Below are 14786 nucleotides of genomic sequence, written 5' to 3'. Positions count from 1 at the left end.
ACAAAAAGGTGATTTTAACGAAGCTAAAAGTAGTAATTTTTCTTCAATTGACCGTTGAAAACCGGTGATCCTTATTTAACGCATCAGGTATTTGCGCCGAATTTCATTGATCAGGAATTTTTTCTGTGTCGTAAAACTTTCCGGGTGCAATTGTTCGAATTCCGTTTTCCAGACGGCATATCGAACCGGTTCGTTCTGTTTGAATTGCTGTTGGTCGATCTTCTTAACAGCCAGATAGTCTTCAAAGGTCATGGCAGAAGGCCGATAAATATACGGTTAGACATACGATGAACAGGTCCTGACAAATTGGCCGACTTCCCGCTACCACTTGACTTGGTATGTATTTTGAAAGTTGCATTTACAACTAAAACCATTCTTGCTATGGAATTACACTTTGTAACCGATACTGAATCGGAATCGATACCTGGCGGGATCACCGATCAGGATGCGCCCCTGCTCGATGCCTACTCGAATACCGTGGTAAATGTAGCGAAAAAAGTTAGCCCCTCGATTGTACAGATCAAAGTTAGCGGGCGGGCCAAAGAAGGCCAGCCGCCGGCGCGTGGCCGTGGACCGCAGGATGGCGGAACGGGTTCAGGCTTTATTATTTCGTCGGATGGCTATGTGATTACGAATAACCATGTCGTGGCCGGAGCCACTAAAATTGAAGTTGCACTGCCCGATGGCCGTGACTTTGAAGCTACATTGATTGGTCGTGATCCAGCGACGGATATAGCCGTCATTAAAATTTATGGCGAAGGGCTGAAAGCCATTCGGTTTGCCGATTCCAACCAGGTTCAGGTGGGGCAGATTGCCATTGCGGTCGGAAATCCGTACGGTTTTCAGTATTCTGTAACGGCGGGCGTCGTCAGTGCGCTGGGCCGAACCCTCCGCTCGGAATCAGGCCGGCTCATCGATGATGTGATTCAAACCGATGCGTCGCTGAATCCGGGAAATTCCGGCGGTCCGCTGGTCAATTCGCAGGGCGAGGTCATTGGCGTCAATACCGCCGTCATTTTGCCCGCTCAGGGAATCTGTTTCGCGGTATCATCCAATCTGACAGCCCTCGTTGCCGGCAAGTTGATTATGCACGGCCGGGTGCGCCGGGGCTACCTGGGCATTTCGGGCCAGGTAATCAACCTGACCGAACGAATCAAGCAGTATAATCACCTGAACGCCAAAACCGGTGTTATCGTGGTGAGTACCGAAGCCGACGGCGTTTCTTACAACAGCGAACTTATGCAGGGCGACATTATTGTTGAGTTCAATCAACAGCCGGTAGCCTCCGTCGACGACCTGCACAAACTCCTGACGGAAGAAACGATTGGCAATCGCATTTCGATGGCGGTATTGCGGGAAAATTTCCGTCAAACGATTACCGTCATTCCGGGCGAAGTCAAATGAAGCCTTAAAAAAACCGCCCCTGCATCCTGACTAACCAGCAGTCAGGATGCAGGGGCGGTTTTTTTAGGAAGGTTACTTCAACTTTTGCTGTTCAAATACATGAACGCCTTTTTTATTGCCTACGGTAATATCCGGCAAGCCGTCGTTGTTGATGTCTTCGACATTGACGTGTAATCCAACACCGGAATTGGCGTCAATTTGGTGCGGAATCCAGGAAGGGTTTTTACCGGGCTGAAACTGAAACCAGTACAAAACCGAGGGTTCTTCCCGGCCCGGATCATTATCCGTATTGTTGTGGGCGTAATACCGTTTCCCGGTTACCAGATCGGGCTTTTTGTCGCCGTTCATATCCACAAAAGCCAATCCATGGGTTTGAGAAATCGTCTTGTCAATCTCGTGGGTCATCCAGGTTGGATTGCCCTGTCCGTCTTTGCCCTGCTCATGCCACCAGATACCGTATTTATGCGCCGAAGAACTGATCACGTCGTTCAGTCCGTCGCCGTTGACGTCGGTAATGTACATCTGGGCACATTCTTCGCCCAGTTTAGCAGAATGAAAAGCCCAGTTGCTTCGCTTCGGGTCGGTCGGTCCTTCCCACCAGCCGATGTGAAGCACAACATCCGGTTTTTTGTCCCCGTTGATGTCGCCAAAACCCAGGCCGTGGGTAAACATATGGATACCGGGTGTAGAATCGCCTTTGCTGATGACAAACCGCTCCCACTCGTCCGAGAAATTGTTATCCGGGGATTTCAGCCAGATGATTTCCTTCGCCGATGGGTCATTACAGACGATATCCTGCCGGCCGTCCCCGTCGACATCCACGAACAGCGGAGACTCGTTGCCCACCGATGAATGAATCGGATGCGTTTTCCAGTGGCCGGGCTGATTTTTCGGATTTTCGTGCCAGACCGCCGACTTGCCCGGGAAATCGATCCGGATCATATCGATCCAGCCATCCTTATTGACATCCATCGCAAAGTTCAGGAAGGAGTTGCTGTATCCCGTACTGTAGGAGAATTTCTCGGGTTTGGCCAGTTCGTGGGGCGTCCAGTTCGGCGCTTCAAACCAGTAAGCACCGGCCATCACATCCTTTTTGCCATCCTTATTCACATCGCCGACGGTTGCGCCTTCGGTAATGAAATCAGTCGTTAAAACATTCTTTTTAAACGGAATCTCAGCTCCTTTTTTCCCTTTATCCTGAGCGCTGCCGGTCAGAATGCTCATCAGCAGGCAGCCGATAAAGATCATCCCATCTTTCCGCAATACTGCCAACTTGATTGCACTGTTTTTCATTTTTGTCATCATGAATGGAATTTCAGGTTACATCTATACGCAGGTAAGCAATCGGAATGGCGGTTTTACTGGTGGCGTCTGGTTACTTTTCATTGAAAAAGATTTCCAATCCATCTTTGCCCGCAACAACAATGTCGAGACGGCCGGTACCCCGCAGATCGGCGAGCGCAAAGTAAATACCGGTCCCTTTACCTTTGCCCGGCTGACCGTAGGCGATGGTGTGTTTTACAAACTCCTTACCGGTCCAGGTGAAGTAATACAGGCCCACATCATCGTAGGCCCCGTCGTCGCCATCGTTGTGGGCGCGGTAGCGTTTGCCGGTAATGAGTTCCGGCTTTTTATCCCCGTCAAGATCGGCCCATTCCAGAACATGGTATTGCGACGCTTTCTCGTCGATGCTGTGTTTTTTCCAGCCCCGTTTTCCGCCTTCCAGGGTTTGCTCATACCAGTGCAAGCCGTAGCCGTGGCCCTGGCCCACAATCAAATCATTGCGTTTGTCGCCGTTGACATCGACCACTAAAATGGGAACACTGGCGGTACCTAATTCAAATTCAGAATGCAGCGTCCACGGTCCTTTTTCTCGGTCGACGGGTGCTTCGAGCCAGCCTTTACTCACGATAAAATCGTTGCGTCCGTCACCGTTGACGTCGCCCATTCCTAAACCGTGATCCTGGGTTGGGGCCACGTCGATTTGCTTAAAAGTCCCTCCTTTTTCTAATTTGAAGTATTTCAGCGGATGTCGGGGATTATTCGGTACGATTTCGATGGCGCCATCGCCGTCTACATCCCAGGCACGGGTGGTTTCGACATTGCCCACTTTCCCAATTTCGTGTACAGTCCAGAGGTCTTTTTTGCCGACACCGGGATTTTCCAGCCACTTCAAATTCTGCTCGAACCAACCGCCCGTAACCACGTCGAGATTGCCATCGCCATTGACATCCAGCGGAATGGACGAGAAGTCATCGTAATATTGATCAAAGCGTTTCTGGTTACCGATCAAATACCGCTTGCGAAAAAGCGCCTTTGGGTTGGCCGAATTTTCATACCAGAAATCGCCCGAAACCAGATCCGGCCGGCCGTCCTTGTTGACATCCATCACCCCAACCGATTCGTAACTTTCGGCCGCCACAAAATAGCGGCTAAACTGACTATCTTTTGAGTCTGTTGCCAGTGAAACCAAACCCGCAAGTCCGATCGATAATACACTCATCTTCATACTTGCAAGTTTATAAATAATCTCGGTTAATTACTCAACCCATAAAACCAATCCTTTCAAATAACCACCTTCTGGATGAAATAAATTGACGGGATGATCGGCTGGCTGGCTGAGGTGATGCAACACCCGAACCTGACGTCCGGCTTCAATGGCCGCGGCCACAATGGTATTGTAAAACAGCTCCCGATCGATGACCTGTGAACACGAAAAAGTAAACAGAATACCGCCTTTGGCTATCCGACGCAACCCCTCGGCATTCAGCCGTTTGTAGCCCTGCACGGCCCGGTGCCGGGCCGAAAGGCTTTTGGCATAAGCCGGTGGATCTAAAACCATCACGTCATACGGCTCATCGTGGGCATGGAGGTATTTCATGACATCATCGGCATACGCCTGATGCCGCTCCGCCACCGGCGAATCGCCAAAATTGAGCGTCACATTCCGGTTGGTCAGATCGATGGCTTTCTGGGAAGCATCCACGGAATGGACCAATGCGGCCCCGGCTTTGAGCGCATACACCGAAAAGCCACCCGAATAGCAGAAGGCATTCAGAACCTTTTTTCCGGCAGAATAGTGCGCCAGTAACTTCCGGTTGTCGCGTTGATCGAGAAAAAAACCGGTTTTCTGACCACTGATCCAATCGACCAGAAACCGGTGACCGTTTTCCTCCACCTCATGCGGCACGTCCGTGCAACCATACCGGTATGCATTCTGAATCGTGGCTGCGTAGTCGTCGGGAAGGGTTTCGGCACTTTTGTCATACACGGCCAGCAGCTCATTACCAAATACATTTTTCAGCGCTTCGGTAATGAGACTGCGTTCGCGGTGCATCCCGATGGAATGAGCCTGTAAAACCGCGACGCCATTATACAGGTCAATGATAAGACCGGTGCAACCATCGCCTTCGCCGTGAACCAGTCGGAAACAATTCGTATGGGGTGGCAAAAGGGCGGTTCGAATGCGACGGATATTGGCCAGTTTGGCGGTCCAGTAGGCCACATCGGGGATGACGGGTTCAAACGAAAAAATGCGAACCAGGATGCTTCCGTTGTGAAAATGACCGGTGGCCAGGTAGGTGCCTTTTTTATCGAGGACTTCCACTACATCGCCGTCCTGAGGATCGCCTTCGGTTCGGGAAACCGCCCCGGAAAAAACCCAGGGATGAAACCGCCGGATGGCTTCCTCCCGGCCGGGGCGCAGGTATATTTTAGGTAAATTCATTTGTATGGTCGCTTTGAAGGGGCGAAACTACAAAATTCACGGCCGTTAATCTTCGCTCCGCACTTTAAATAACCGCTTTAGCCAGCTTTGCTTTTCATCGGCTTCCGCTTTTTGATCGTCATCGGTTTCGTTTAATTCAGCCAGTTTATTCAAATCCGGCTGCCCGGCATCAACCCAGCAGGTATACCAGAAATCGCCCACCATTTTGATCGACGCCCGCATCTGCCGCTCCACCTGCCCGCGCAATCGCTCGTGGTATTTGCGGGAAAACTCCTCGGAGACTACTTTAACAGTTAACCCGTTACGCTCTTCAAACCCGTATTTCCGGGTTTCGCCAAGCTGGTCGGTCAATTCTTTTTCGAACCGCAGAACGGTATCCAGTGCGGCATGGGCGTCGAAAACCGCTCGCCAGGCGGTTTTCTGGGGAGCGCTTAAGTAACTCGCCGGTCCGGTAAAAAAATCGTAGTCCACACTAAACAGTTCCGGGAGCCTCGACTCCCAGAAACCGTGTATCCCCTGTTGCCCCGAAAGTTGACCGTTGTAATTCCGGGTGGTATGAAGCGGCACATTCGCATCGGCAATGTAATGCCCCAGATCAGCCGAAATTTTCAGGATCCGTTTCGCATCGCGGGCCTTAAAAGCTTCGGTCAACTGAAATTTTGCCAGTTGAATATGCCACGGGACAATGCCATGCAACGCCAGGGTGTCGGCTCCGTAGTGTTCGGTTGCGGTCTTCCACGAACGGGGCAGCGTATGTCCCGATGTATCAGGATACGCATCCAGATCAATGAAGTGCCGGGGCGCTTCACCCACAACCGCATACCGCCGGCGGTCCGGATTGACGGCATTTTCGGTCAAATAATCGATGTGTTTCTTATAGAACCCCATCATCTCCGGCGGTAAGGTAAACACCGCCAGGCGGTTAATGCGCTTATGGGCATAAAACCCCCATTTCGGCTCGACGGGCTGATGCGAATAGGCAACCGATGAAAAAAAAAGTAAGACAACTACTTGATTCAAAACATTTATACTATACCTTTGCTCAAACATGGTACTTTAACAAGAAAAGTTTCTACTTTATTTATAACAGACTATGTTGTTCAGAATAATATTTGGAATAACATCAATTTAGCAAACATCATGAAACGCAAATCACTTGGCTACGGCCTAATTCTTTTATTCTTCGGTATTTTTGGCCTAATTATCTACGGTGCCTACTCACCTGCCCGAAAAGCCCAAAAACAACGAATTGTATGTTTTAAATTCAAAGAAGGCACTAAAAATGAAGCGATTGAGCAACATATGCGTGAGTTTGCCGCTTTAAAGCATGAAATTCCGCAGATCATTTCTTACACATCCGGCAAGACTTTGAACAGCGATGGCGGTCATTCTTCCGAATATGATGTGATGCATTATCTCACGTTCCAAAGTGAAGCTGACATTGAGACGTTTAACCGGAACGAAAAGCAACAGCAATTCGTAAAAAATAATCGCCGTAGCTGGGATAAAGTATTTATTATCAATTCGGACATCCGGCAGTAACCCACAGGGGCAGTTCAAGATTTATTTGCATAGTTTCCTGCAAATGCCTACTTTTGCGGATATTTCTGAGAAACTGTATACTGTATTAATAAGCAATGGCAAATCATAAGTCGGCATTGAAGCGGGTCCGGGCAAACGAAAAGAAACGTTTGTTGAACCGTTTCCAACACAAAACGACCCGTTCAATGATCAAGAGATTGCGGCTGACAACCGACAAGGCGGCTGCAACTGATCTTTACAAAACGGTGGCGTCGCTGCTGGATAAACTGGCAAAGCGTAACATTATTCACAAGAACAAAGCTTCTAACAACAAGTCGAAACTGGCGAAACTCGTCAACGGACTGGCTGTTGCGGCTTAATCAATGTACCTACGGACGTTAGTCGGTATTTGATCTGTATTTAATACGGACTTTAGTCCGTAGGTACGTATGAAAACCTTATCTGAGAAAATCAGGTAAGGTTTTTTTGTTATCCCACCACCCACCATGACCTACGAAAGCTCCCGAAAAATAATGAGTTGGGCCGAAGAAGACCGCCCGCGCGAAAAATTGATGCTCAAAGGGCGGGCAGCTCTTTCGGATGCCGAATTAATTGCCATTCTTATTGGCTCTGGTACGCGGGAAGTATCCGCCGTTGATCTTTCGAAGGTGATTTTGCAAAGTGTGGGCAATAACCTCAATGATTTGGCTAAATTGAGTATAAACGATTTATCGAAGTTTAAAGGTATTGGCGAAGCAAAAGCCATTAGCATTGTGGCCGCCCTCGAGCTGGGCCGTCGCCGGAAGGAGCAGGATCGGCCGGTTCGGCTTCGAATTACCAGCTCGAAAGATGCCTATGACGAAATAAAACCGCACCTGCTCGACAAACAGCACGAAGAATTCTGGATTTTATTGCTGAACCGCGCCAATGAGGTAATCAGGCCGGTGCAGATCAGTTCCGGTGGTGTATCGGGCACGGTGGCCGATCCGAAGCTGATCTTCAAACACGCCATCGAGCAACTGGCGAGTGCCCTGATTTTGATTCACAACCACCCCTCCGGCAATTTAACAGCCTCTCAGGCCGATAGGGATTTAACCAAGAAGCTGAAAGACGCCGGGCGATTGCTGGATATTCCGGTGCTCGATCACCTGATTTTTACGGATCAGTCGTATGTAAGCTTCGCCGATCAGGGCATGTTATAAAGACCGGTAAAAAAAAGACCGGTACAGTTTATAAAACCCTACCGGTCAGGCGTTTCACTCATTCACTTGCCTTCCTATTTCTGGTTGACCGTTATCACGGCTTCTTTCGGTGTACCGTCCGGTTTGGTACCGGGAAATGGCTGCACATCCGTCAGGATCACGTCATAACTTTCGTTCCCCAGCTGAACCGTAACCGCGTCGCGGGTTTTTGATTGTTGGCCGCATTGACCAATGCATAATTCCCCGGTTTTCGTTTCCGTATCATTTTTCAGCGAAAACTTTACGGTTGCATTACCGGCCCAGATACAATTCGCATTGATCGGGCAGCGGCTGTCCGTAATCGTATCGGCAGTCAGGGAAACGTTCGGTTTGATCCGTGCCAACTGATTAATTTTCACCGTAACCGGTTGATTTTCTTCGGCAGGAGTCACTTTGTTATTTTTCTCGCAACCGAATGCCAGTAAGCCTACCAGCAGAAATCCACACAAACTCTTCAATGGTGTCATCTACTTTTGTTGTTTTTTCTTAATGACCCACTTCAATTTGTGACGGTTGGAATGACGACTATTATTTTTTTATGCTTCCATTTAATAATATCTGGCTCGATTCGTCGGATCGGACTGGTACAAGTGGCGTTCATTGGCACGAACAAAAAAGGGCCATAAAGGCCCTTTTTTGTTGAATCATATCCTAACAATGGCATCAGATGACCTGATTAAGCCAACTAACAAATTATTTACGCATTCTTTAGTACTTCCGCTCGTTGTTTTCCAGCCAACGCCCGGTAATGAAGGCGGCAGTTAACAAAACAATATAGAAAATAATGGTTGCGATAGTGGAGATCATGGAGATACCGGTTTATTGGTTGTTATCACAAAAATATAAAAAACTCCATTGGGAGCACACAATTAACGGGATAAATCTGTTCGTTTGGCCCAAATGATTCATCCCAAACCCGATCTTGTTACAGAACCCCCTTGGTACTCGGCAAGGTATCCAGCTCTTTCAGATCGCGCTTTACCGCCATTTTGATGGCTTTGGCGAAGGCTTTGAAGATGGATTCAATCTTGTGGTGTTCGTTCTGGCCTTCCACTTTGATGTTGAGGTTGCAGAGAGCGGCATCGGAAAATGATTTGAAGAAGTGGTAAAACATCTCCGTAGGCATTTCGCCAATCTTCTCCCGGCGAAATTCTGCTTCCCACACCAGCCAGGGCCGACCGGAAAAATCAAGGGCTACCTGAGCCAGGGCTTCATCCATTGGCAACAGAAAACCGTATCGGCTAATGCCCCGTTTGTCGCCCAGCGCCCGGCGATAGGCTTCTCCCAATGCCAGGGCTGTGTCCTCAATCGTGTGATGTTCATCGATTTGCAAATCCCCTTTCACGCGAATCGTCAGATCGGAACCCGAATGGCGCGCAACCTGATCGAGCATATGATCGAAAAAGCCAAGGCCGGTTTCAATCGTAGCACGGCCCCGTCCGTCGAGGTTCAGTTCAATATGGATTTGGGTCTCGTTCGTATTTCGATCGACCGTGGCAGTGCGGGCCGGCAGCTTCAGCAATTCGTAGATCAGGTCCCAATTATCCGTCCGCAAAGCCAGGGCCTTCTCCATGGCCTCGGTCATTCCTTCCGAGGGATCTTCCGAAGCAATCAGGATCGCCTTCGCACCCAGATTGACCGCCATTTGAATATCGGTTAGCCGATCCCCGATTACGTAACTTTCCGGCAAGTTATAGGCGTCGGTCAGGTAATCGGTCAACATACCAATTCCGGGTTTGCGGGTTGCGGCTCCTTCGTGCGGGTAGGTCCGGTCAATATAAACGGCTTCGAAGTGAATCGTTTCTCCTTCGAGGGTTTTCATCATTTTTTCATGGGCGGGCCAGAACGTCTCTTCCGGGAATACCGCCGTTCCGAGGCCATCCTGATTGGTTACCATCACCAATTCAAAATCGGTTTCGTTGGCAATCTTGCGCAGATTTGAAAGCACTTTGGGAATGTATTCCAGCTTTTCCAGTGAATCAACCTGCTGGTCGGGCTGAGGCTCGACGATGATGGTACCATCCCGGTCGATGAACAAAACTTTCTTCATAGAGTTAATTAGTGGTATGCAAAGGTAGCGAATGCATGAAACGGAACGGCATTTCTATTATTTTTTACTACTATTGTACCCAAATACCCTATCCTCTCAATTTCTTACCGATAAGAATTAAAAAAATATCCGTTATCTAACCGGTAGAGTGTTAACTAGATAAATCAGATAGTAATTAGATTAACTCCTGCGTTTTCATTCAAATAGTAGTCTTTTATTGTTTATTTTCCTCTTTGTACAAAAATGCACCCAGAAAAAACCACCAAATTAACCCGGATTGCAGTAATTTATGATGGCAACTATTTTTTACATGTAAGTAATTATTACAACTATTCTCACGAAAGACGAAGTCGCATCAGCATATCGGGATTACATGAATTTATTCGGTCACAAGTAGCCCAGGAAGAAAATACCGATTTCCGCCTGTGCCAAATCGTCGATGCGCACTATTTTCGGGGCCGGTTGAACGCCCACGAAGCCAGCCAGCGCGGCAATCAACTGTTTTATGATCGGCTGTTCGACGATATTTTAATGTCGGAAGGGGTCGTTACACATTACTTACCGGTAAAAACCTTTCAGGGTTCGCGTCAGGAAAAAGGAATCGATGTCTGGCTGGCACTGGAAACGTTTGAATTGACCATTTCCAAAAAGTTCGATGTGGTCGTATTGATTACGGCCGATGGCGATTACGTTCCGCTTATCCGGAAGCTCAATACGCTCGGAACCCGGCTGATGGTATTGAGCTGGGACTTCGAATATTATAACGATGAGGGCGAAAAAATGGTTACCCGCACCTCTCAGGATTTGCTGGCGGAGGTTTCGTATCCGGTAGCCATGCACGAAATGATCGATACCCGGCTGCGGAAAAACGATCCGCTGATTCAGAATCTGTTTGTTAAACAATCGGCGCGCGTACTGATCGGAAATGCCAGCACCGTTGCTACCGGGAACGGTTTTGACAGTTATACCGAAGGACCGGAGGATGATTCTGATCCCTCTGAATTTAAGATCAGCACCATTCGCAGTCTGAAGAATGGGTACGGTTTTATCAATTACCCTCCCAATAATCTATTTTTCCATTACACGAGTTTGAATGACATCGATTTCAATGAATTGCAGGTCGACGACGAGGTAAAATTCCGCATTGGAAAAAATGCCGAAAGTAAGGACATTGCCATCGATGTGCATCTGGAGAGTAATTAATGAGTGAAACGGCCGGAAATAGTCGTCAGGAACGTACGCTACAGCTTAAATCAACGGGTACCCAACCCGTTGATTTTTGGCAAAAAAAGGCCCTGGAATGGGCCGTTAGCCAGTATGATCACGTTGTCTACTTCAACAATGCTCACGCTGATCACCAGAATGCGGCCTTGCCTCACACCGGTTTTCCAAACCGGCTGGCAGCTGGACTTTACAAAATCGTTGACTTTACACCCACTGCCGATCCCTTCGACACCCTGTTTTGGCACCATCAGCAACAGCCCGACTTTTTGATTGGCTACTTTGGTTACGATCTAAAAAACCGTATCGAAGCTTTGACCAGCCGCCATACTGACACGCTGGCCTTTCCGGAAGTTTATTTTTTTCAGCCGCTCCATCTCATTGACTTCCAGGGGGATAGCCTGACGGTTCGATCCTGGGAAGATCCCGATGCCGTCATCGATGCCATTCTAAGCCGTCCCCCGCATTCGGGTATGGCCAACGGTCAACACGCTAAAAGGACGAATACCGTACAATGCCGCGTTTCTCCGGATGACTATGACCAGACCGTTCGCCAGATCCAGCAGGACATTATCGACGGCACGGTTTACGAACTGAATTACTGCATCGAGTTTTTTGTAGAAAACGCCGACCTGGAGCCACTGTCTGTATATAGGACATTGACAGAACGGTCACCCATGCCGTTCTCGCTCTTTCAGCGAATCCGGAATCACTACGTTATGGGCGCGTCACCCGAGCGATTCCTGAAGAAAGCAGGCAACCGCCTTATTTCCCAACCCATCAAAGGCACCATTCGACGCGGAACTACCTCCGACGAAGATGAGCAGCTTCAACACCAACTCCGTACGAGTGAAAAAGAACAGGCCGAAAACCTGATGATTGTCGATTTGGTGCGCAATGATCTGGCCCGCAGTGCCGAAACCGGATCGGTTCAGGTCGATGAATTATTTGGGATCTACCGGTTTCAGCAGCTGTTTCAGATGATTTCGACGGTTTCGGCCACCCTGAGAGACGGACTGCCATTCACGGATGCTATTCAAAACGCCTTTCCGATGGGCAGCATGACGGGCGCGCCCAAAATTCGGGCGATGGAACTGATCGATCAGTACGAAGCGAGTCGCCGGGGTCTGTATTCGGGAGCAGCCGGTTTCATTACGCCCGATGGCGATTTTGATTTTAATGTCATGATTCGTAGTATTTTTTATAATCAGGAGAATGGGGCGGCTTCCTTTTCCGTTGGAAGCGCTATTACCTATGACGCTGATCCTCAACAGGAATACGAAGAATGTTTATTAAAAGCGCAGGCCATCCGGACCCTCTTCTAAAACCGGCTTCGTAAAATAATACAATTAAGAATAGTCATAGCTTGCAAGAATCGAAGTTTTTTCTTACCTTTGCATCAGTTTTCAAGCGGACATCCGTCCGAACTCTGTAACAGATACTCTTCATGAGATTCTTTCTAGTACCACAGAGCTGCACGGATGTCAACCGGTAAGGGGTTTAACATTCGTTGGGCGCATCTGTTGGGGCAATTGCATTGGTGAATCATATTTCACTTTGGGCTAAGCTGGGCATTTTCGGGGGTTCCTTCACGTTTGTATCTCAAAATTTTACGTATCGTTCGCCGATTTTTCGCAATCGGATCTGCATGGCCGTGCAGCACGAGCACTTCTGCCGATAAACGCTTGTATCAGTTTCATTTTTAAAAACTCTTACAAGTATGACTCCTGAAATCATTGAACAGGAAATTGTTGTTACTCCGGGAATTCCACAACGGACATTCGCCGATCTGAATCTTTCAGATGAAATTTTACAAGCGGTTACTGAAATGGGCTTTACGCATCCCTCTCCCATTCAGGCCGAAGCTATTCCTCCCATTCTCGACGGTCGCGACGTCATTGGCCAGGCCCAGACGGGTACCGGAAAAACTGCTGCTTTTGGTATTCCGGCCATCAACATGATCGATGTTACCGAACGCCATCCGCAAGTGCTGGTTCTGTGTCCAACCCGTGAGCTGGCCGTTCAGGTGGCTGAAGAAATTCGGAAACTATCGAAATTTAAACGAGGAATTCGCATCGAAGCGATTTACGGTGGTGATTCCATCGACCGCCAGATCAAGTCGCTCAAAACCGGAGTTCATATCGTGATCGGTACGCCGGGCCGCGTAATGGACCATATGGAACGCCGGACGCTGAAGCTGGATAACGTCCGGATGATGATCCTCGACGAAGCCGACGAAATGCTCGACATGGGTTTCCGGGAAGATATCGAAAGCATTCTGGAAGATATGCCGGAAGAACGTCAGACGATTCTGTTTTCGGCCACGATGTCGAAACCGATCATGACGATCACCCAACGTTTCCAGAAAGATCCCGTTCTGGTGAAAGTGGTTCGGAACGAGCTGACCGCCCAGAATATCGAGCAGGTTTTCTTCGAAGTGAAACCAAAAGCGAAGGTTGAAGTAATGTGTCGTCTGATCGACATGCACAACCTGAATCTGTTGCTGGTTTTCTGTAACCAGAAGAAACGGGTGGATGAAATTGTTGAAGATCTGCAAATCCGGGGCTATCAGGCCGAAGGCTTGCACGGTGATCTGCGTCAGGCGCAACGGAATAACGTTATGTCGAAATTCCGTTCGGGCGTAACCAACATCCTGGTTGCCACCGATGTAGCCGCTCGCGGTATCGACGTTGACAATGTTGACGCCGTTATTAACTTCGACATTCCCCTCGACGAAGAATATTATGTACACCGGATTGGTCGGACTGGCCGCGCCGGAAAATCGGGTAAAGCCTTCTCGCTGGTGGGTAAAGACGAAAAATACCGCCTGCGTGAAATCCAGAACTATACCAAGGTCCGGATTGAAAAAGGCGTTATTCCTTCCTTTGAAGACATCGTTGGTCTGCGCAAGGCTCGCTTTATCGATCAGGTAAAACAAAGCATCGAAACCAGCACCGATCTGAATCTGTATGATGATTTGCTGACGGCTCTGCATCACTCCGGTTTTACAACGGAGCAAATCGTAGCTGCGCTGGTGAAACGGGGTATGGGAATCGAGAAAAACGAATTCTCCGACCAGAACCTGGGCCACGACGACGATCGTCGGGAACGCAAGGAAGGCGGATCACGCTTTGGTGATCGGGCCGGACGGGGCGAAAGCGCCGGACGCTTCGGTGACCGGGATCGCGGTGGTCGCGGAGAAAGCGGATCCCGTTTCGGCGATCGCGCCGGACGGAGCGAAGGCCCCGGACGTTTTAGCGAACGCGGTACACGCGGTGAAAGCCGCTTCGGTGATCGGGAACGGGCTCCCCGTTTTGGAGCCCGCGAAGAAGGCCGGAAATTTGAGCGTGATGACAACCGGGCTCCCCGCGAACAGGAAGCCAATATGACCCGTATTTTTGTTAGCGTTGGGCGTCGGGACTTTATCCGTCCGGGCGACATCGTTGGCGCGATTGCCGGCGAAGCGAATATTCCGGGCAGCAGCATCGGCCACATCGATATCTTTGACAAACACACCTACGTGGACGTTCCCCGCGAATTAGCCAGCCGGGTGGTGGATGTGATGGAAGGAAATACCATTAAAGGCAAGCGCGTTCAGGTTGAAGTTGCCCGATAATTTGCC

14 protein-coding genes are annotated in these 14786 nt (G+C 49.2%); 7 read left to right on the top strand and 7 right to left on the bottom strand.

Annotation, left to right across the window (positions count from 1 at the left end):
- Positions 1 to 75 precede the first annotated feature (75 nt).
- On the bottom strand, positions 76 to 252 hold the full coding sequence (locus EHT87_RS31230) for a hypothetical protein (RefSeq protein WP_185716143.1): 177 nt from the start codon (positions 250 to 252) through the stop codon (positions 76 to 78).
- Between the two features lie 129 nt (positions 253 to 381).
- On the opposite strand from EHT87_RS31230, the gene EHT87_RS04915 reads away from it, so the two are divergent.
- Positions 382 to 1404: a S1C family serine protease gene (locus tag EHT87_RS04915; RefSeq protein ID WP_124904420.1), complete on the top strand. Its 1023-nt coding sequence runs from the start codon at positions 382 to 384 to the stop codon at positions 1402 to 1404.
- Between the two features lie 72 nt (positions 1405 to 1476).
- On the opposite strand, the gene EHT87_RS04910 is transcribed toward EHT87_RS04915, so the two are convergent.
- From EHT87_RS04910 to EHT87_RS04895, 4 genes are all read right to left on the bottom strand, one after another.
- On the bottom strand, positions 1477 to 2697 hold the full coding sequence (locus EHT87_RS04910; protein ID WP_229320854.1) for an FG-GAP repeat domain-containing protein: 1221 nt from the start codon (positions 2695 to 2697) through the stop codon (positions 1477 to 1479).
- Between the two features lie 82 nt (positions 2698 to 2779).
- Entirely contained in the window at positions 2780 to 3907 is a 1128-nt protein-coding gene (locus EHT87_RS04905; RefSeq protein WP_229320852.1) for an FG-GAP repeat domain-containing protein, read from the bottom strand.
- 36 nt (positions 3908 to 3943) lie between these two features.
- Positions 3944 to 5131: a class I SAM-dependent rRNA methyltransferase gene (locus tag EHT87_RS04900; protein ID WP_124904414.1), complete on the bottom strand. Its 1188-nt coding sequence runs from the start codon at positions 5129 to 5131 to the stop codon at positions 3944 to 3946.
- A 45-nt stretch (positions 5132 to 5176) separates the two neighbouring features.
- A complete protein-coding gene (locus tag EHT87_RS04895; RefSeq protein ID WP_374756017.1) occupies positions 5177 to 6181 on the bottom strand; it encodes a zinc dependent phospholipase C family protein in 1005 nt (334 codons plus the stop codon).
- Between the two features lie 90 nt (positions 6182 to 6271).
- Here EHT87_RS04895 and EHT87_RS04890 point away from each other — a divergent pair, with 90 nt between their 5' ends.
- The 3 genes from EHT87_RS04890 to radC all read left to right on the top strand — a co-directional run bounded on the left by EHT87_RS04890 (position 6272) and on the right by radC (position 7854).
- Positions 6272 to 6673 carry a Dabb family protein gene (locus tag EHT87_RS04890; RefSeq protein ID WP_124904412.1) on the top strand — a complete coding sequence of 134 codons (402 nt, stop codon included), beginning with the start codon at positions 6272 to 6274 and terminating at the stop codon, positions 6671 to 6673.
- 95 nt (positions 6674 to 6768) lie between these two features.
- Positions 6769 to 7032, top strand: coding sequence for a 30S ribosomal protein S20 (gene rpsT, locus EHT87_RS04885; RefSeq protein WP_124904410.1), 264 nt, complete (start codon positions 6769 to 6771; stop codon positions 7030 to 7032).
- A 126-nt stretch (positions 7033 to 7158) separates the two neighbouring features.
- On the top strand, positions 7159 to 7854 hold the full coding sequence (gene radC / locus EHT87_RS04880; protein ID WP_124904408.1) for a RadC family protein: 696 nt from the start codon (positions 7159 to 7161) through the stop codon (positions 7852 to 7854).
- A gap of 74 nt (positions 7855 to 7928) precedes the next feature.
- On the opposite strand, the gene EHT87_RS04875 is transcribed toward radC, so the two are convergent.
- A complete protein-coding gene (locus EHT87_RS04875; RefSeq protein WP_124904406.1) occupies positions 7929 to 8360 on the bottom strand; it encodes a hypothetical protein in 432 nt (143 codons plus the stop codon).
- Between the two features lie 458 nt (positions 8361 to 8818).
- Positions 8819 to 9943, bottom strand: coding sequence for a bifunctional histidinol-phosphatase/imidazoleglycerol-phosphate dehydratase HisB (gene hisB, locus EHT87_RS04870; protein ID WP_124904404.1), 1125 nt, complete (start codon positions 9941 to 9943; stop codon positions 8819 to 8821).
- Between the two features lie 243 nt (positions 9944 to 10186).
- Here hisB and EHT87_RS04865 point away from each other — a divergent pair, with 243 nt between their 5' ends.
- From EHT87_RS04865 to EHT87_RS04855, 3 genes are all read left to right on the top strand, one after another.
- Positions 10187 to 11146, top strand: a complete 960-nt coding sequence (locus tag EHT87_RS04865) for an NYN domain-containing protein (protein ID WP_124904402.1) — start codon at positions 10187 to 10189, stop codon at positions 11144 to 11146.
- Positions 11146 to 12489: an anthranilate synthase component I family protein gene (locus EHT87_RS04860; RefSeq protein WP_124904400.1), complete on the top strand. Its 1344-nt coding sequence runs from the start codon at positions 11146 to 11148 to the stop codon at positions 12487 to 12489. The genes EHT87_RS04865 and EHT87_RS04860 overlap by 1 nt, the downstream gene beginning before the upstream one ends.
- A 395-nt stretch (positions 12490 to 12884) precedes the next feature.
- Complete coding sequence (locus EHT87_RS04855) at positions 12885 to 14780, top strand: DEAD/DEAH box helicase (RefSeq protein WP_124904398.1); 1896 nt, start codon at positions 12885 to 12887, stop codon at positions 14778 to 14780.
- Positions 14781 to 14786 lie beyond the last annotated feature (6 nt).

Source organism: Larkinella knui (assembly GCF_003858645.1).
Taxonomy (GTDB): domain Bacteria; phylum Bacteroidota; class Bacteroidia; order Cytophagales; family Spirosomataceae; genus Larkinella; species Larkinella knui.
Note: the sequence above shows the minus strand (reverse complement) of the source record. Positions and strands in the feature narration are given on the sequence as shown.

What these genes read in the sequence shown, in the direction of transcription:
- EHT87_RS04860 (WP_124904400.1), top strand. Translation starts at nt 11,146, where the DNA reads ATGAGTGAAACGGCCGGAAATAGTCGTCAGGAACGTACGCTACAGCTT.
- EHT87_RS04895 (WP_374756017.1), bottom strand. Translation starts at nt 6,181, where the DNA reads ATGTTTGAGCAAAGGTATAGTATAAATGTTTTGAATCAAGTAGTTGTC.
- EHT87_RS04910 (WP_229320854.1), bottom strand. Translation starts at nt 2,697, where the DNA reads ATGAAAAACAGTGCAATCAAGTTGGCAGTATTGCGGAAAGATGGGATG.
- rpsT (WP_124904410.1), top strand. Translation starts at nt 6,769, where the DNA reads ATGGCAAATCATAAGTCGGCATTGAAGCGGGTCCGGGCAAACGAAAAG.
- hisB (WP_124904404.1), bottom strand. Translation starts at nt 9,943, where the DNA reads ATGAAGAAAGTTTTGTTCATCGACCGGGATGGTACCATCATCGTCGAG.
- EHT87_RS04855 (WP_124904398.1), top strand. Translation starts at nt 12,885, where the DNA reads ATGACTCCTGAAATCATTGAACAGGAAATTGTTGTTACTCCGGGAATT.
- EHT87_RS04900 (WP_124904414.1), bottom strand. Translation starts at nt 5,131, where the DNA reads ATGAATTTACCTAAAATATACCTGCGCCCCGGCCGGGAGGAAGCCATC.
- radC (WP_124904408.1), top strand. Translation starts at nt 7,159, where the DNA reads ATGACCTACGAAAGCTCCCGAAAAATAATGAGTTGGGCCGAAGAAGAC.
- EHT87_RS31230 (WP_185716143.1), bottom strand. Translation starts at nt 252, where the DNA reads ATGACCTTTGAAGACTATCTGGCTGTTAAGAAGATCGACCAACAGCAA.
- EHT87_RS04865 (WP_124904402.1), top strand. Translation starts at nt 10,187, where the DNA reads ATGCACCCAGAAAAAACCACCAAATTAACCCGGATTGCAGTAATTTAT.
- EHT87_RS04875 (WP_124904406.1), bottom strand. Translation starts at nt 8,360, where the DNA reads ATGACACCATTGAAGAGTTTGTGTGGATTTCTGCTGGTAGGCTTACTG.
- EHT87_RS04915 (WP_124904420.1), top strand. Translation starts at nt 382, where the DNA reads ATGGAATTACACTTTGTAACCGATACTGAATCGGAATCGATACCTGGC.
- EHT87_RS04890 (WP_124904412.1), top strand. Translation starts at nt 6,272, where the DNA reads ATGAAACGCAAATCACTTGGCTACGGCCTAATTCTTTTATTCTTCGGT.
- EHT87_RS04905 (WP_229320852.1), bottom strand. Translation starts at nt 3,907, where the DNA reads ATGAGTGTATTATCGATCGGACTTGCGGGTTTGGTTTCACTGGCAACA.